The sequence below is a fragment of the Pseudomonas sp. H1_F01 genome, assembly GCF_054681425.1.
This window is the reverse complement of sequence record NZ_CP162823.1, coordinates 2,203,971-2,219,482: the sequence shown is the minus strand read 5'-3', so window position 1 is coordinate 2,219,482 and position 15,512 is coordinate 2,203,971. Positions and strand designations below refer to the sequence as shown.

17 protein-coding genes are annotated in these 15,512 nt (G+C 62.9%); 10 read left to right on the top strand and 7 right to left on the bottom strand.

Features of this window, described 5'->3' with window-relative positions; all coding sequences use genetic code 11:
• Positions 1 to 49: 49 nt before the first annotated feature.
• Together AB4O09_RS10325 and AB4O09_RS10320 are read right to left on the bottom strand one after the other, a co-directional pair.
• Entirely contained in the window at positions 50 to 316 is a 267-nt protein-coding gene (locus AB4O09_RS10325; protein ID WP_013693953.1) for a hypothetical protein, read from the bottom strand.
• Positions 317 to 432: 116 nt separating this feature from the next.
• On the bottom strand, positions 433 to 798 hold the full coding sequence (locus AB4O09_RS10320) for an antibiotic biosynthesis monooxygenase (protein WP_003204033.1): 366 nt from the start codon (positions 796 to 798) through the stop codon (positions 433 to 435).
• A 96-nt stretch (positions 799 to 894) separates the two neighbouring features.
• On the opposite strand from AB4O09_RS10320, the gene soxR reads away from it, so the two are divergent.
• The 10 genes from soxR to AB4O09_RS10270 all read left to right on the top strand — a co-directional run bounded on the left by soxR (position 895) and on the right by AB4O09_RS10270 (position 8,360).
• Positions 895 to 1,341: a redox-sensitive transcriptional activator SoxR gene (soxR, locus tag AB4O09_RS10315; RefSeq protein ID WP_003204035.1), complete on the top strand. Its 447-nt coding sequence runs from the start codon at positions 895 to 897 to the stop codon at positions 1,339 to 1,341.
• Positions 1,342 to 1,453: 112 nt separating this feature from the next.
• Positions 1,454 to 1,912 (top strand): VOC family protein, encoded by a 459-nt coding sequence (locus AB4O09_RS10310; protein ID WP_003204037.1) that lies wholly within the window; start codon positions 1,454 to 1,456, stop codon positions 1,910 to 1,912.
• A 293-nt stretch (positions 1,913 to 2,205) separates the two neighbouring features.
• On the top strand, positions 2,206 to 3,420 hold the full coding sequence (locus tag AB4O09_RS10305) for a PepSY-associated TM helix domain-containing protein (protein ID WP_003204039.1): 1,215 nt from the start codon (positions 2,206 to 2,208) through the stop codon (positions 3,418 to 3,420).
• Positions 3,417 to 3,959 carry a hypothetical protein gene (locus AB4O09_RS10300; protein WP_060614049.1) on the top strand — a complete coding sequence of 181 codons (543 nt, stop codon included), beginning with the start codon at positions 3,417 to 3,419 and terminating at the stop codon, positions 3,957 to 3,959. The genes AB4O09_RS10305 and AB4O09_RS10300 overlap by 4 nt, the downstream gene beginning before the upstream one ends.
• Positions 3,956 to 4,282, top strand: coding sequence for a hypothetical protein (locus AB4O09_RS10295; protein WP_003204043.1), 327 nt, complete (start codon positions 3,956 to 3,958; stop codon positions 4,280 to 4,282). Before AB4O09_RS10300 ends, AB4O09_RS10295 begins: the two co-directional genes overlap by 4 nt.
• Positions 4,279 to 4,854, top strand: coding sequence for a DUF6162 family protein (locus AB4O09_RS10290; RefSeq protein ID WP_003204044.1), 576 nt, complete (start codon positions 4,279 to 4,281; stop codon positions 4,852 to 4,854). The genes AB4O09_RS10295 and AB4O09_RS10290 overlap by 4 nt, the downstream gene beginning before the upstream one ends.
• A gap of 35 nt (positions 4,855 to 4,889) precedes the next feature.
• On the top strand, positions 4,890 to 5,819 hold the full coding sequence (locus AB4O09_RS10285; RefSeq protein WP_028237427.1) for a metal ABC transporter substrate-binding protein: 930 nt from the start codon (positions 4,890 to 4,892) through the stop codon (positions 5,817 to 5,819).
• Positions 5,816 to 6,568: a metal ABC transporter ATP-binding protein gene (locus AB4O09_RS10280; RefSeq protein ID WP_003204048.1), complete on the top strand. Its 753-nt coding sequence runs from the start codon at positions 5,816 to 5,818 to the stop codon at positions 6,566 to 6,568. Before AB4O09_RS10285 ends, AB4O09_RS10280 begins: the two co-directional genes overlap by 4 nt.
• Positions 6,568 to 7,467: a metal ABC transporter permease gene (locus AB4O09_RS10275; protein ID WP_003204050.1), complete on the top strand. Its 900-nt coding sequence runs from the start codon at positions 6,568 to 6,570 to the stop codon at positions 7,465 to 7,467. Before AB4O09_RS10280 ends, AB4O09_RS10275 begins: the two co-directional genes overlap by 1 nt.
• Positions 7,467 to 8,360: a metal ABC transporter solute-binding protein, Zn/Mn family gene (locus AB4O09_RS10270; RefSeq protein ID WP_003204052.1), complete on the top strand. Its 894-nt coding sequence runs from the start codon at positions 7,467 to 7,469 to the stop codon at positions 8,358 to 8,360. Before AB4O09_RS10275 ends, AB4O09_RS10270 begins: the two co-directional genes overlap by 1 nt.
• 247 nt (positions 8,361 to 8,607) lie before the next feature.
• Here the strand turns inward: AB4O09_RS10270 and prpF are convergent, their stop codons facing one another.
• The 5 genes from prpF to AB4O09_RS10245 form a co-directional block, all read right to left on the bottom strand.
• A complete protein-coding gene (gene prpF / locus AB4O09_RS10265) occupies positions 8,608 to 9,801 on the bottom strand; it encodes a 2-methylaconitate cis-trans isomerase PrpF (protein WP_027911457.1) in 1,194 nt (397 codons plus the stop codon).
• A gap of 42 nt (positions 9,802 to 9,843) precedes the next feature.
• Complete coding sequence (gene acnD / locus AB4O09_RS10260; RefSeq protein WP_460108154.1) at positions 9,844 to 12,435, bottom strand: Fe/S-dependent 2-methylisocitrate dehydratase AcnD; 2,592 nt, start codon at positions 12,433 to 12,435, stop codon at positions 9,844 to 9,846.
• 195 nt (positions 12,436 to 12,630) lie between these two features.
• Entirely contained in the window at positions 12,631 to 13,758 is a 1,128-nt protein-coding gene (gene prpC / locus AB4O09_RS10255; protein WP_013693956.1) for a bifunctional 2-methylcitrate synthase/citrate synthase, read from the bottom strand.
• Positions 13,759 to 13,866: 108 nt separating this feature from the next.
• Positions 13,867 to 14,757 (bottom strand): methylisocitrate lyase, encoded by an 891-nt coding sequence (gene prpB, locus AB4O09_RS10250; RefSeq protein WP_003204061.1) that lies wholly within the window; start codon positions 14,755 to 14,757, stop codon positions 13,867 to 13,869.
• Positions 14,754 to 15,467 carry a GntR family transcriptional regulator gene (locus AB4O09_RS10245; protein WP_003204063.1) on the bottom strand — a complete coding sequence of 238 codons (714 nt, stop codon included), beginning with the start codon at positions 15,465 to 15,467 and terminating at the stop codon, positions 14,754 to 14,756. Before AB4O09_RS10245 ends, prpB begins: the two co-directional genes overlap by 4 nt.
• Positions 15,468 to 15,512: the final 45 nt, after the last annotated feature.

The window sequence follows — 15,512 nt, the reverse complement described above, 5'->3', positions numbered from 1 at the left end:
TGGCGCAAACCCACGGACAGTTGGGCAAAACTTTAAGCGGTACAGTCCCTCAGCTTGACCGGCCTGGCTGTTGCTCGACCCGCTCGGCACTCATCTGGCCCTGATCGTCGAAACCCACGTTTTTCTGCGACGAACCGAGCAGCTCGGCTTTTTTCGCGTGGTACTCATCGAACGAGAGGCCGCGACGATTCAAGGCTTCAAGAGCCAGTTCGCGGGTCTCGTCGGCGGTGTAGGGACGCAGCTCCGGGGAAGAACTGGCGCAACCGCCCAGGAGGGTGGCGGTCAACAGCAGCAAAACAGCAAAGGTACGGTTCATGGCAAGTGTCCGGTGTTCTGGAGTTGGGCGATGAACAAAGGCTACCCGCCAGCCCTGCGCCGCAGAAATCAACCCTCTCGATAGTGGCTATTGCCTTTGCGGATCAGCCGCCGCATTCAGTCGACCAACTGGCAATGCAGCGCGTTGTCCAGGCTGCGCTCGATGTTGCGCAGCACTTGGAACGAGCCGAACGTCACGGCTCTGGCTCGATGAGCCTGGATCAGCCGCCAGAAATCCTGCTCGCCACTTTCGAAGCTTTGAAGCGCCGCCTCGCCTGCCTCGCGGGTTTGCCACTGCAAATAGTTGAGCACCCGCCGACCATCCTCGCTGGCCTGGATACTGGCACTCAGGAACCCCTGGTGATCCCGAGCCAGGCGCTCGGTCTGTTCCGACAAGGCGGTTACCAGCGCCTGCTGCCATTGAGGCTCGATATCGAATTCCATCAACTGGGTGAAACTGCGATTGTTCCTTGGTGATTGCATGAAAGGTCCCCTCTGCACGTAAGGCGGATCTTGCGATCCGAACGCGTGCAGGGTAAAACCTCAAGTTAACTAGAGGTCAAGCAGTGAATTGAGGCGATGACGCAGATCGATGTCCACAAGGAACTTACCGTTGGCCAAGTGGCCGCCCGCAGCGGCGTGGCGGTCACGGCCCTGCACTTCTATGAATCCAAGGGGCTGATCAAAAGCACGCGCAACCAGGGCAATCAACGTCGCTACTCACGGGCAGTCTTGCGCCGCGTGGCGCTGATCAAGGTTGCCCAGCGCCTGGGCATTCCCTTGGCGGAAATCGGCGAGGCGTTGAAAAACCTGCCGGACAACCGTGCGCCAACGGCCGCCGACTGGCAGACCTTGTCGGCGCAGTGGAGCCGGGACCTGGACGAGCGCATCAACCAATTGATGACGCTGCGCGATCGACTCAACGGTTGCATCGGCTGCGGATGCCTGTCGATGGAGGCTTGCCCGCTGCGCAATCAGGGCGACGTGCTAGGCCAACAGGGACCGGGGGCGCATCTGCTGGAATAGTCGTGAGACGTTCGTCGGGCCGAGGGCCTGTATACGGCTGCTGGCCTATAGTGGATGGGCGCAAAACCGACGAAGACTCTCTTCGCCTCCCATAACAACAAGGAGAACCGTCATGGGCGTCAAAGCCATTCCCGAAGGTTTCCACAACATCACGCCCTACCTGGGCATTCAAAAAGCTGCCGAAGCCATCGATTTCTACAAAAAAGCCTTCAATGCCACCGAGGTCATGCGCCTGGCCATGCCCGACGGCGGCATCGGGCATGCAGAACTGCGGATAAACGGGTTTCCGATCATGCTCGGCACGCCTTGCGACCAGGGCCCGCTGAGCAACCCGGACCAATCGCCATCGGTCGGCCTGCATTTATATGTCGAGGACGTGGACAGCGCCTTTGCCCAGGCCATTGCTGCCGGTGGCACAGTGATTTCCGAGGTCAAGGACCAGTTCTACGGCGATCGTACCGGCACCTTGAAAGATCCCTATGGGCATCTCTGGTTCCTGGCGACGCACAAGGAAGATCTGAGCCAGGAACAGATCGAGCAACGGGCCAGGGAGATGTTTCAACAAGGCTGACGTACCATTGCTCCCGCGGGGTTACGCCCCGTAGGAGCTGTCGAGTGCAACGAGGCTGCGATCTTTCCCCTGACACTTGAGTCTCAAGCGAAAGATCAAAAGATCGCAGCCTTCGGCAGCTCCTGCCACGCGAAACATTTTCTTTCATCTTCCTCTTCGGGATTTCCATCGCTCGTTCGTCTTAATTAGATGCAGTAGGCCGCGTCGGCAAAAGCCACGGTCTGCTTTTTTGCGGTTCACGGTATTGCGAAGCCCGTAATACCGAACCTTTCATCGAATCAAGACGTTCAATCATGTCGAAGAAGTCCCGCTCCAAACTCTGGTTCCTGGTCCATAGCTGGCTGGCATTGCCCATCTGGTTTTTCGTGCTCATCGTTTGCGTTACGGGCACCCTCGCGGTGGTCAGCCAGGAGATTGTCTGGCTGGTCAACCCCGAGATGCGCGCCAGCAAGCCCTCGGACGATGCCCAACTGCTCAGCTATGACCAGGTGATCGCCGCGATCAAGCACGCCCAGCCGCAAACCCAGGTGCAAGGCATCGTCCGCCCGGACGAGTCGCACTTTGCGCTGGAGGTCAGCGTGACCTACCCCGACGGACGCCCCGACAAGGTCTACGTCAACCCCTACAGCGGCGTCATCCAAGGCTCGGCGCCGACGTTCAACTTCAGGGGATTTACCCGTGCCCTGCATGGCTGGTGGCTGGTGCCGTTCACCAATGGCTACAGCTGGGGCTGGTACCTGGTGTCCTTGTTGGGGCTGCCGTTGCTGGCCTCGTTGGTGACCGGGCTGGTGGTCTACAAGCGTTTCTGGAAAGGCTTTTTCCGTCCGACGCTGCGGATCCGCCACGGCGCACGGATTTTCTGGGGGGATTTCCATCGGCTCAGCGGCATCTGGTCGATCTGGTTCATCGCGGTGATTTCCATCACCGGCACCTGGTTCCTGATCGAAGCCTTGCTATCCGACAATCAGATTTCCATTTCCAGTGCGCCAGTCATTCCGGTGGTGGCGCGTGAAAGCGTTCCGCTGTCGGCCGATGGTCTTGCTCCGCCGCAATTGAATCTGGACCGGGCCATTGAAATCGCCCAACAACGCATCCCGGGCCTGGAAGCGAGTTTCGTCAGCCTGCCCGGCAATGCCTACAGCCATCTGGAAATCGGCGGCCGCGGTTGGTATCCGCTGATGTTCCAGACCGCCACCATCAACCCCTACAACGGCGACGTCGCTGCCTCACGGTTGCTGTCCGACCGCACGACGCTGGAATTCGTTACCGAATCCATGCGTCCGTTGCACACAGGGGATTTCGGCGGCATCTGGATCAAGCTCATCTGGTTTTTCTTCGGTTTGGTCCTGAGCATGATGGTTCTCAGCGGGCTGCTGATCTGGACCAAACGCACGGCCCTGGCCACCGCCAATGCCCTCAAGCGCAGCCAGAAATCCTCCCGTGAAACCCGCATCGCGCAGGCATTGCAGCCGTCGGTCCACCGTGAGTCGTCGGAGGGCAGCCTGTGAATCCGGCCAATACCACTTCATCACCGTCACGCCTGAGCCTGTTCTGGCACAAATGGCGCTTCTACCTCAACGTGCTGTTGTTGCTGATCCCCCTGGGGTTCATGCCCAAATATTTATCCGAAGCCGCACTGTTTCGCGGGGACGCCGGGCTTGGCGAGCGGGAAGTCGGCGAAGTCCAGGTCGGTCCCTGGAGCCTGCGCCTGGCGGAATTTCGCAACGAAGCCCCACGTGTCCAGGGACCTGCCGGGCCTATGAAACATTTCAACGCGGCCCTGTGCGAACGCTGTATCGGCGAGGTCAAGGCCACCTACCTGCGCGTCGGCAAACCTCGCAGCCTAAGGGCCGCTGGGGTGATTTTCTTCGGCTCGCCCTATCGCATGAGCGCTTTGTTGCCGGTCCCGCCAAAGACCCAGCCCGATGCCGAACTGTGGATAACCCTCGAGGGTTGGGACGGTTCGATGCACCAGGCCTCCATTCCCCTGAGCCAGGCCTCCCCGGCCACCGTCGCCTGGCTGAAGAACCAAGGACCCAAACCATGACCCTCCGCGCCTTATCCAACGGCCTGGCGTTGCTGTTCTGCGCAGGCGCAAGCACCAGCGCCCTGGCCCACAACCCGATGTGCGAATGCAAGGCCATCGACGCCGAGCAGATCCAATGTACCGGCGGTTTTTCCGACGGCAGCGGCGCGCCCGGAGTGACCCTGGACGTGATCGGCTATGACGAGACCATCCTCGTCCCGGGCAAGCTCGGCGCCGATTCGAAGCTGACCTTCAAGAAGCCGGACGCTGAGTTCTACGTGCTCTTCGACGCCGGCCCCGGCCACGTTGTGGAAATCGACCAAGCCGACATCGAGGCCCCATGACCAACACCACGACTCAAGTCATCCGCCCCGCTGGCGCGGGCCATGAAACCCTGTATGTGTTGCTGCTGTGCCTGGTCATCGTACTGGTCGCCGGGTCCGTGGTGGCCTGGCATGGCAAAGCCGAAGACACCACGCACCTGGCCTCGAACCAACTCGACGCCCGCCGCGACCTCAGCGCCGCCGAGCAGGGCATCTACGCCGACCTGCGGGTGACCCTGGATGAAATCCGCTTGCTGCGCGAAGACCAACCCACCCTGCCCGGCCCGCAAACCCTGGCCGAAGAAGGCTTCGCGCCGTTCGCACAGGACGCCAGCGCTGTCAGCCGGGGCGGCCACGCCTGGCAGCAGCTGCAGGACCAGGCCTACTTCGGCGCCAGTGCCAACTCTTCCGTCGCAGGTTCGTTTCTGATGCGCATCGGCGAAGCGTCCGACGCCGCACCGGACATCTGGCTCAACCGCAGCAATGGCCTCGCGACACCTACCGCGCTGGACGACGCCGCTTTGTCCGCCGCCGGCTGGCAACAGATCGTCGCGCAATTCGATGCCGGCGTGACCCGCCAGCACCGGCACTGATCCCACGCCTTCATTCGAGAGAAGACCGTTTGCCCATGCCTATTGCATCCCAACGCCGCCCCTTGCTGCGCCTGCTGTCGATCGGCCTGCTGGCCTGCCTGTTTACCTCGCAGGCGTACGCCGAAACAGCCAAGCGCCTGCGCATCGGCATCACCCTGCACCCTTATTACAGCTATGTGGCCAACATCGTCGGCGACAAGGCCGAGGTCGTGCCGCTGATCCCGGCCGGTTTCAACCCCCATGCCTATGAACCACGGGCCGAGGACATCAAGCGCATCAGCGGTCTCGACGTGATCGTGCTCAACGGCGTGGGCCACGACGACTTCGCCGACCGCATGATCGCCGCCAGCGAAACCCCGAACGTGAAAGTGATCGAGGCCAATGAAAACGTGCCCCTGCTGGCCGCCACCGGCACGGCGGCCCGTGGCGCGGGCAAGGTCGTGAACCCGCACACTTTCCTGTCCATCAGCGCCTCCATTGCTCAGGTCAATAACATCGCCCGGGAGTTGGGCAAGCTCGACCCGGACAATGCCAAGGCCTACACCCAGAACGCCCGCGCCTATGGCAAGCGCCTGCGGCAGATGCGCGCCGCCGCCCTGGCGAAGCTGACCCAGGCCCCCAATGCCGAGTTGCGGGTCGCCACGGTGCATGCCGCCTACGACTACCTGTTGCGCGAATTCGGCCTGGAAGTGACCGCCGTGGTCGAGCCGGCCCATGGCATCGAACCGAGCCCCAGCCAGTTGAAGAAGACCATCGACCAACTGCGCGAGCTGGACGTGAAGGTGATCTTCTCGGAGATGGATTTCCCGTCCACCTACGTCGACACCATCCAGCGTGAATCGGGCGTGAAGCTGTACCCGCTCTCGCACATTTCCTACGGCGACTACAGCCCCGAGAAGTACGAAAAGGAAATGGCCGGCAACCTCGATACCGTGGTCCGGGCCATCCAGGAGTCTGGCGCATGACCGTCCAGGAAACCCTCACCCTGCACCGCGTCGGCCCCTTGATTGAGTTCGCCGACGTCAGCCTGAACCTGGGCCGCACCACCATTCTCGACAGCGTGGCGTTTCAGGTGGAGCCCGGCAGCATCCATGCCTTGGTGGGCCCCAATGGTGGCGGCAAGAGTTCGCTGATCAAGACGTTGCTGGGGCAGATGCCGCACCAGGGACGCCTGAGCCTGCAATGGCCGGGCGAGCCCGGTGTGATCGGCTACGTGCCCCAGGCGCTGGAGTTCGACCGGGGCCTGCCCATGACGGTGGACGATTTCATGGCGGCGATGTGTCAGCGGCGACCGGCCTTTCTCGGCTTGAGCAAGCATTACGCCGGCGCCATAGGACAGGCCCTGGAGCGGGTCGGCATGCAGGACAAGCGCAAGCGGCGCATGGGCGCGCTGTCCGGCGGTGAGCGCCAGCGGGTGTTGCTGGCCCAGGGGTTGATTCCCTCGCCGCAATTGCTGGTGCTGGATGAACCGATGTCGGCCCTGGATGAGGCCGGCATCCAGGTGTTCGAGCAGTTGCTGCAGGACTGGCGCCAAGCCGGGATCACCGTGCTGTGGATCGAACATGACCTGGAAGCCGTCGGGCGCCTGGCCGACCGCGTCACAGGCCTGAATCGCCGAATGCTGTTCGACGGCCCGCCCCGCCAGATCTTGACTCCAGAACGCCTGCTGACGCTGTTTTCCACCCATCCGCGCACGAACGGGAGCGCTGCCTGATGAGTTATGAAGCCTTTCGTCTGATGGTCCAGGGCTGGGCCTCGTCCGGTTATCTGCCCGAGGCGCTGGCCTACGGGTTCGTGGTCAATGCGTTGCTGGCCGGGTTGTTGATCGGCCCGGTGCTGGGCGGTCTCGGCACGCTGGTGGTGGTCAAGCGCTTCGCGTTTTTCTCCGAGGCGGTGGGCCATGCGGCGCTGACCGGCGTGGCCATCGGTATCCTGCTCGGCGAACCCTACACCGGGCCTTACGGCAGCCTGTTCGGCTACTGCCTGTTGTTCGGCATCCTGCTCAATTACCTGCGCAACCGCACCGGCCTGGCGCCCGACACGTTGATTGGCGTCTTCCTGTCGGTGTCCCTGGCCCTGGGCGCCAGCCTGCTGTTGATCCTGGCGGGCAAGATCAACGTGCACATTCTGGAGAACGTACTGTTTGGTTCGGTGCTGACGGTCAATGGCAATGACCTGCTGGTGCTGGCGGTGGTCGGCTCGCTGGTGATGGCCCTGGCCTTGCCGCTGTACAACCGCATCATGCTCGCCAGCTTCAACCCGCAACTGGCGGCGGTGCGCGGGGTGGCGGTCAAGACGCTGGACTACTTGTTCGTGATCCTGGTGACGCTGATCACCGTGGCGGCGGTGAAAGTCATCGGCGCCATTCTGGTGGGCGCGTTGCTGGTGATTCCGGCTGCGGCGGCACGCCTGCTCAGCCAATCATTGAAAGGCTTTTTCTGGTGTTCAGTGCTGATCGCCACCGCCAGCACCTTGTGCGGGATTCTCGCGCCAATTGTGTTCGACCTGCCGATCCCGTCCGGCGCTGCGATCATCCTGGTGGCCGGCATCGCCTTCGCCCTGAGCGCCATCGCCCGCGGTGTCGTCCCCAGCCTCAAAGGGAATCTTGGATAATGGTTTTTTCATTGCGACAACTGACCCTGGCCGTCGCGTTATGCGGCGTGGCTGTTACTTCGTCATTCGCCAGCGAAAAGGTCCGTCTGCTGGCATCGTTGCCGGTCACCTACGGATTGGGCGAGGCCTTGCTCAAGGGCACCGAGGTCAGCCTGGAGCGGGCCGCGCCCGCCAATCTGCCCGGCACCCGGCAGAGCGCCTACTTCAGCGGCCGTGGCGCGCCGGACTTGAGCAAACTGGCCAGCGATGCTGACGGGGTAATCGGGCTGCGCTCGCTATGGCCGGACGATCCGCTGTACCCCATGGCGCGACGCAGCAATATCCGCATCGTCGAAGTCGATGCCGCGCGCCCGGTGGACGGTGCCCTGCCCGGTATCGCCGTGCAACCGGGCATGGCCGACGGCCTGGCGAGCCAGCCGTGGATGGCCAGCCATAACCTGGGGCGCATGGCCGACGTGATCGCCGCCGACCTGGTGCGCCTGGCCCCGGCGGACAAACCGAAGATCGACGCCAACCTGGCGGCCCTCAAGCAGCGCCTGCTCAAACTCAGCGCCGACAGCGAAAAACGCCTCGCCAGCGCCGATAACCTCAGCGTGGTCAGCTTGAGCGAGCATTTCGGCTACCTGATCAGCGGTCTCAACCTGGACGCAATCAGCACCGATGTCCGGCCCGACGCCGAATGGACAGACGAAGCCCTCAAGCAGTTGAGCGCGACGTTGAAAGACAATGACGTCGCGCTGGTGCTGCATCATCGCCAGCCCTCGGATGCGCTGAAGGCAGCCATCACAGAGGGAGGAAGCCAATTGCTGGTGTTGAGCACCGACGGGGCCGATCCGGTGGCGGAGCTGGAAAGTAATGTAGGGCTGGTGGTCACCGCACTGACCGGAGGCTGACAGCAGTCCCCTGTGGGAGCGAGCTTGCTCCCGATGAGGCCAGCCCATCCAACATTGATGTCGGCTGACACACCGCCATCGCGAGCAGGCTCGCTCCCACAGGGTTGATCGTGGATGTTCGAAGATTCTGTGCTCACCACAGATCCACTGTGGGAGCGAGCTTGCTCGCGATGAGGCCGGCACATCCAACATTGATGTCGGCCGACACACCGCCATCGCGAGCAGGCTCGCTCCCACAGGGTTCAACTCAGCTCAGGGCGTGCCCTGGCACCCGCACAAACCCTTCCATCAACACCCGCGCGCTGCGGCTCATGATGGCTTTTTTCACGGTCCATTCACCGTTGACCTGGCTGGCCTCGGCGCCGACGCGCAGGGTGCCGGACGGGTGGCCGAAACGCACCGCGTTGCGTTCGATGCCGCCGGCCGCGAGGTTGACCACGGTGCCAGAAATCGCCGCGGCGGTGCCGATGGCCACCGCTGCGGTGCCCATCATGGCGTGGTGCAGCTTGCCCATGGACAGCGCCCGCACCAACAGGTCAACGTCCCCGGCCGCGACGGCTTTTCCGCTGGATGAAACGTAGTCCGCCGGCGGCGCGACGAACGCCACTTTCGGTGTGTGCTGGCGCTGGGCGGCTTCGTCCAGGTGCTTGATCAAGCCCATGCGCAAGGCGCCGTGGGCGCGGATTGTTTCGAACATGGCCAATGCCTTGGGATCGCCATTGATGGCGCCCTGCAATTCGGTGCCGGTGTAACCAACGTCCCGGGCATTGATGAAAATCGTCGGGATCCCGGCGTTGATCAGCGTCGCCTTGAAGGTGCCAACACCGGGCACTTCCAAGTCGTCCACCAGATTGCCGGTGGGAAACATCGAGCCGCCACCGCCCTCTTCCTCGGCGGCCGGGTCCATGAATTCCAATTGCACTTCGGCCGCCGGAAAGGTCACGCCGTCGAGTTCGAAGTCCCCGGTTTCCTGCACCGCGCCGTCGGTGATCGGCACATGGGCGATGATGGTCTTGCCGATGTTGGCCTGCCAGATCCGCACCACGGCCATGCCGTTCTGTGGGATGCGACCGGCGTCCACCAAACCACTGCTGATAGCGAATGAACCGACCGCCGCCGACAGATTGCCGCAGTTGCCACTCCAGTCCACGAACGGCTTGTCGATGGACACCTGGCCGAACAGGTAATCGACATCGTGGTCGGCCCGGGTGCTCTTGGACAGGATCACAGTCTTGCTGGTGCTGGACGTCGCGCCGCCCATGCCATCGATCTGCTTCTCGTACGGGTCGGGGCTGCCGATCACCCGCAGCAACAGGGCATCCCGTGCGGCGCCTGGGACGCTGGCCGCTTCGGGCAGGTCTTGCAGGCTGAAGAACACGCCTTTGCTGGTGCCGCCACGCATATAGGTAGCGGGTATTCTGATTTGCGGTGCGTGAGCCATGATGCTCCTCAAGCGGACACGCTGGGTGTCCGCAGCTGTGGTTTAAACGGCAACCGCCGATTCAAGGAAGTCCTGGGCAAAGCGTTGCAGCACGCCCCCGGCTTCATAGATCGACACTTCTTCAGCGGTATCGAGGCGGCAGGTCACCGGCACTTCGACGCGCTCGCCGTTCTTGCGAGTGATGACCAGGGTCAGCGTCGCACGCGGGGTGCGCTCGCCGATCACGTCATAGATTTCGCTGCCATCGATGCCCAGGGTCTTGCGATCGGTGCCGGGCTTGAACTCCAGCGGCAACACGCCCATGCCCACCAGGTTGGTGCGGTGGATGCGCTCGAAACCCTCGGCGGCGATCGCCTCTACACCGGCCAGGCGCACGCCCTTGGCCGCCCAATCCCGCGACGATCCCTGGCCGTAGTCGGCGCCGGCAATGATGATCAGCGGCTGCTTGCGTTCCATGTAGGTCTCGATGGCTTCCCACATGCGCATGACCTTGCCTTCCGGCTCGACCCGAGCCAGGGAGCCCTGCTTGACCTTGCCGTTTTCCTGGACCATTTCGTTGAACAGTTTCGGGTTGGCGAAGGTGGCGCGTTGCGCGGTCAGGTGGTCGCCACGGTGGGTCGCGTAGGAGTTGAAGTCTTCTTCCGGCAGGCCCATTTTCGCCAGGTATTCACCCGCGGCGCTGTCCAGCATGATGGCGTTGGACGGCGACAGGTGATCGGTGGTGATGTTGTCCGGCAGCACCGCCAGCGGGCGCATACCCTTGAGCGGCCGCGCACCGGCCAGCGCGCCTTCCCAATACGGCGGACGACGAATGTAGGTGCTTTGTGGGCGCCAGTCGTACAGCGGCGTCACTTTCGGCCCGGTGTCTTCCTGGATGGCGAACATCGGGATGTACACCTGGCGGAACTGCTCGGGTTTCACCGAGGCCTTGACCACCGCATCGATTTCTTCGTCGCTCGGCCAGATGTCCTTGAGGCGGATTTCCCGACCGTCCACCACGCCCAGTACATCCTTCTCGATGTCGAAGCGGATGGTCCCGGCGATGGCATAAGCGACCACCAGCGGCGGCGAGGCGAGGAACGCCTGCTTGGCGTACGGATGGATACGCCCGTCGAAGTTGCGGTTGCCCGACAACACGGCGGTGGCGTACAGGTCGCGGTCGATGATTTCCTGTTGGATCACCGGGTCCAGCGCGCCGGACATGCCGTTGCAGGTGGTGCAGGCGAACGCCACCACGCCGAAGCCCAATTGCTCCAGCTCTTTGGTCAGGCCCGCTTCATCCAGGTACAGCGCCACGGTTTTCGAACCCGGCGCCAGGGACGACTTGACCCACGGCTTGCGCACCAAGCCCAGGCGGTTGGCGTTGCGCGCCAGCAGGCCGGCGGCGATCACGTTGCGCGGGTTGCTGGTGTTGGTGCAACTGGTGATCGCAGCGATGATCACCGCGCCGTCGGGCATTTGACCCGGCACATCGTCCCACTGGCCGGAAATGCCTTTGGCAGCCAGATCCGACACCGCGACACGGGCGTGCGGGTTGCTCGGACCGGCCATGTTGCGCACCACCGACGACAGGTCGAAGGTCAGGCCCCGCTCGTATTGCGCGCCCTTGAGCCTGTCAGCCCACAGGCCTGCTTGCTTGGCGTAGGTCTCGACCAGTCGCACCTGGTCGTCTTCGCGCCCGGTGAGTTTCAAGTAATCGATGGTTTGCTGGTCGATGTAAAACATCGCCGCCGTGGCGCCGTATTCCGGGGCCATGTTGGAAATGGTCGCGCGGTCGCCCAAGGTCAGGGCACTGGCGCCTTCGCCGAAAAACTCCAGCCAGGCACCGACGACTTTTTGCTTGCGCAAAAATTCGGTCAGCGCCAGCACCATGTCGGTGGCGGTGATACCCGGTTGCAGCTTGCCGGTCAGCTCGACGCCGATGATTTCCGGCAGGCGCATCCACGAGGCGCGGCCGAGCATGACGCTTTCGGCTTCCAGGCCACCGACGCCAATGGCGATCACGCCCAGGGCATCGACGTGCGGCGTGTGGCTGTCGGTGCCCACGCAAGTGTCGGGGAACGCCACGCCGTCACGCTGCTGGATCACCGGGGACATTTTTTCCAGGTTGATCTGGTGCATGATCCCGTTGCCCGGCGGAATCACGTCGACGTTCTTGAAGGCCTTCTTGGTCCAGTTGATGAAGTGGAAGCGGTCTTCGTTGCGCCGGTCTTCGATGGCGCGGTTCTTGGCGAAGGCTTGCGGGTCGGAACCACCGCTTTCCACCGCCAGGGAGTGGTCGACGATCAGTTGGGTCGGCACCACCGGGTTGACCTGCGCCGGGTCACCGCCCTGCAAGGCGATGGCGTCGCGCAGACCAGCCAGGTCCACCAGCGCGGTCTGGCCGAGGATGTCATGGCACACCACGCGGGCCGGGAACCACGGGAAGTCCAGGTCGCGCTTGCGCTCGATCAGTTGCAGCAGCGACTCGCCCAGCGTGGCCGGGTCGCAGCGCCGCACCAGGTTCTCCGCCAGCACGCGGGAGGTGTACGGCAGGCCGTCGTAGGCGCCAGGGCGAATGGCATCCACGGCCTCGCGAACGTCGAAATAATCCAGCGAAGTGCCGGGTAGCGGTTTGCGAAATTCTGTGTTCATCGTCAGGACTCGGTCACGGTGGTTTCAGAAGGGTTGGCGCCGGACTTGAAGCGCCCCTGGCCACTGTGGGAGCGAGCTTGCTCGCGATAGCGGTGTATCAGTCGACATTAGTTGAATGTCAGTACGCAATCGCGAGCAAGCTCGCTCCCACAGGGTTTCGGGGGTATCCAGTTCCTGCGGCTAGAACCCTCCAGCTCAGCGTTGTTCGATTGGCACGAACTTGCGCTGTTCGACGCCGGTGTATTCGGCGCTCGGTCGGATGATGCGGTTGTTGGCGCGTTGTTCGAACACGTGGGCGGCCCAGCCGGTCAGGCGCGAGCAAACGAAGATCGGCGTGAACAGCTTGGTCGGGATGCCCATGAAGTGGTACGCCGAGGCATGGTAGAAATCGGCGTTGGGGAACAGTTTCTTCTGCTCCCACATGGTCTTGTCGATGGCTTCGGAGACCGGGAACAGCACCGTATCGCCCACTTCATCGGCGAGTTTTTTCGACCAGCCCTTGATCACCTCGTTGCGCGGGTCGTTGTCCTTATAGATCGCGTGACCGAAGCCCATGATCTTGTCCTTGCGCGCCAGCATGCCTAGGGTGCCTTCGATGGCCTCCTGCGGTGAGCTGAAGCGCTCGATCATTGCCATCGCCGCTTCGTTGGCACCGCCATGCAACGGGCCGCGCAGCGAGCCGATGGCGGCGGTGATGCAGGAGAACAGATCCGACAGAGTGGAGGCGCAAACCCGGGCGGTGAAGGTCGAGGCGTTGAATTCGTGCTCGGCGTAGAGGATCAGCGAAACGTTCATCACCTTGACGTGCAGCTCGCTCGGCTTCTTGCCGTGCAGCAGGTGCAGGAAATGGCCGCCGATGGACACTTCGTCGGTCACACACTCGATGCGCTGGCCTTCGTGGCTGAAGCGATACCAGTAGCACATGATCGCCGGGAACGCGGCCAGCAGGCGGTCGGTCTTGTCGTGCTGCTCGGAAAAGTCTTCCTCGGGTTCCAGGTTGCCCAGGAACGAGCAGCCGGTGCGCATGACGTCCATCGGGTGGGCGTCGGCGGGGATGCGCTCCAAAACCTCTTTCAAGGCTTGGGGCAAGTCCCGCAACTGGCGCAGTTTACCGGTGTAGGCGTCCAGCTGTGCCTGGGTCGGCAGCTCGCCGTACAGCAGCAGGTAGGCCACTTCTTCAAATTGCGCATCCGCCGCCAGGTCGCGAACGTCGTAGCCGCGATAAGTCAGGCCGGCGCCCGACTGGCCTACGGTGGACAATGCGGTCTGCCCGGCCACCTGGCCGCGGAGTCCGGCGCCACTGAGTACTTTTGCTTCGGCCATTTGCTGTCTCCATTTTTTAGATTTGTAGAGAATGGGGAAAGATCGCAGCCTCGTTGCACTCGACAGCTCCTACGAGGAGCTGTCGAGCGAAGCGAGGCTGCGATCTTTTCATTTTTTCGCCGCGAACAACGCATCGAGCTTCTGCTCGAAGGTGTGGTAGTCGATGCGATCGTAAAGCTCCATGCGGGTCTGCATGGTGTCGATGACATTCTGTTGCGTGCCGTCGCGGCGGATCGCGGTGTAGACGTTCTCGGCCGCCTTGTTCATCGCGCGGAAGGCCGACAACGGGTAGAGCACCAGGGACACGTCGGCACCGGCCAGCTGTTCGGTGGTGTACAGCGGGGTCGCGCCGAATTCGGTGATATTGGCCAGGATCGGCGCTTTCACGCGGCTGGCGAACAGCTTGTACATCTCAAGCTCGGTGATGGCCTCCGGGAAAATCATGTCGGCACCGGCCTCGATACAGGCCGCGGCGCGGTCCAGGGCTGATTCCAAGCCTTCCACCGCCAGGGCATCGGTACGGGCCATGATCACGAAGCTGTCATCGGTACGGGCATCGACGGCGGCCTTGATGCGGTCGACCATCTCTTGCTGCGAGACGATTTCCTTGTTCGGACGATGGCCGCAACGCTTGGCGCCGACCTGGTCCTCGATATGAATGGCCGCCGCGCCGAACTTGATCATCGACTTGACCGTGCGCGCCACGTTGAACGCCGAGGAACCGAACCCGGTGTCCACGTCCACCAGCAGCGGCAGGTCGCACACGTCGGTGATACGGCGCACATCGGTCAGCACGTCATCCAGGCCGGTGATGCCCAGGTCCGGCACGCCGAGGGAGCCGGCGGCCACGCCGCCGCCCGACAGGTAGATCGCCTTGAACCCGGCGCGTTTGGCCAGCAGCGCGTGGTTGGCATTGATCGTGCCCACCACTTGCAGCGGATGCTCGGTGGCGACCGCATCGCGGAAACGCTGGCCTGGCGTGCTCTTGCTGGAACTCATGACTCACCTCGTTCAGTGGCGGCGCTGTCCTGGAAATGACGCGCAATGTTGCGTTTGGACGCACCGATGTGCCGGCGCATCAATAATTCAGCCAGTTCGCCGTCACGGTCGGCGATGGCGTCTAGAATCCGGTGGTGCTCGGCAAAGGCCTGGCGCGGACGGTTGGGCGTGGTGGAAAACTGGATGCGGTACATGCGCACCAGTTGGTACAGCTCGCCGCACAGCATTTGCGTCAGGGTGCGGTTGCCGCTGCCCTGGATGATCCGGTAATGGAAGTCGAAATCGCCTTCCTGCTGGTAATAACCGACACCGGCCTGGAACGCCGCATCGCGTTCGTGGGTTTCCAGCACCCGGCGCAGCTCGTCGATTTCTTCCAGGGTCATGCGTTCGGCCGCCAGGCGGCAGGCCATGCCTTCGAGGGATTCACGGATTTCGTAGAGTTCCAGCAGCTCGGCATGGCTCAGCGACACCACCCGGGCACCGACGTGAGGCACACGCACCAGCAGGCGCTGGCCTTCCAGGCGATGAATCGCCTCGCGCAGCGGCCCGCGGCTGATGCCGTAGGTGCGCGCCAGCTCGGGCTCGGAGATCTTGCTGCCGGGGGCGATCTCGCCTTTGACGATGGCGGCCTGGATACGTCGGAAGACGTTCTCGGAGAGGGTCTCCGAATCGTCCTGGGCCATCACCGGGGTTTCGAGCTGATCGAGCATATTGTCGACACCTTTCAAATCAATATGGCAAAAACTAACCAATAG

Coding starts and splice junctions, on each gene's coding strand:
- AB4O09_RS10290 (WP_003204044.1), top strand. CDS start 4,279: ATGACCAACACCACGACTCAAGTCATCCGCCCCGCTGGCGCGGGCCAT.
- AB4O09_RS10295 (WP_003204043.1), top strand. CDS start 3,956: ATGACCCTCCGCGCCTTATCCAACGGCCTGGCGTTGCTGTTCTGCGCA.
- prpF (WP_027911457.1), bottom strand. CDS start 9,801: ATGGCTCACGCACCGCAAATCAGAATACCCGCTACCTATATGCGTGGC.
- AB4O09_RS10320 (WP_003204033.1), bottom strand. CDS start 798: ATGCAATCACCAAGGAACAATCGCAGTTTCACCCAGTTGATGGAATTC.
- AB4O09_RS10280 (WP_003204048.1), top strand. CDS start 5,816: ATGACCGTCCAGGAAACCCTCACCCTGCACCGCGTCGGCCCCTTGATT.
- acnD (WP_460108154.1), bottom strand. CDS start 12,435: ATGAACACAGAATTTCGCAAACCGCTACCCGGCACTTCGCTGGATTAT.
- soxR (WP_003204035.1), top strand. CDS start 895: ATGACGCAGATCGATGTCCACAAGGAACTTACCGTTGGCCAAGTGGCC.
- AB4O09_RS10270 (WP_003204052.1), top strand. CDS start 7,467: ATGGTTTTTTCATTGCGACAACTGACCCTGGCCGTCGCGTTATGCGGC.
- prpC (WP_013693956.1), bottom strand. CDS start 13,758: ATGGCCGAAGCAAAAGTACTCAGTGGCGCCGGACTCCGCGGCCAGGTG.
- AB4O09_RS10285 (WP_028237427.1), top strand. CDS start 4,890: ATGCCTATTGCATCCCAACGCCGCCCCTTGCTGCGCCTGCTGTCGATC.
- AB4O09_RS10325 (WP_013693953.1), bottom strand. CDS start 316: ATGAACCGTACCTTTGCTGTTTTGCTGCTGTTGACCGCCACCCTCCTG.
- prpB (WP_003204061.1), bottom strand. CDS start 14,757: ATGAGTTCCAGCAAGAGCACGCCAGGCCAGCGTTTCCGCGATGCGGTC.
- AB4O09_RS10275 (WP_003204050.1), top strand. CDS start 6,568: ATGAGTTATGAAGCCTTTCGTCTGATGGTCCAGGGCTGGGCCTCGTCC.
- AB4O09_RS10305 (WP_003204039.1), top strand. CDS start 2,206: ATGTCGAAGAAGTCCCGCTCCAAACTCTGGTTCCTGGTCCATAGCTGG.
- AB4O09_RS10310 (WP_003204037.1), top strand. CDS start 1,454: ATGGGCGTCAAAGCCATTCCCGAAGGTTTCCACAACATCACGCCCTAC.
- AB4O09_RS10245 (WP_003204063.1), bottom strand. CDS start 15,467: ATGCTCGATCAGCTCGAAACCCCGGTGATGGCCCAGGACGATTCGGAG.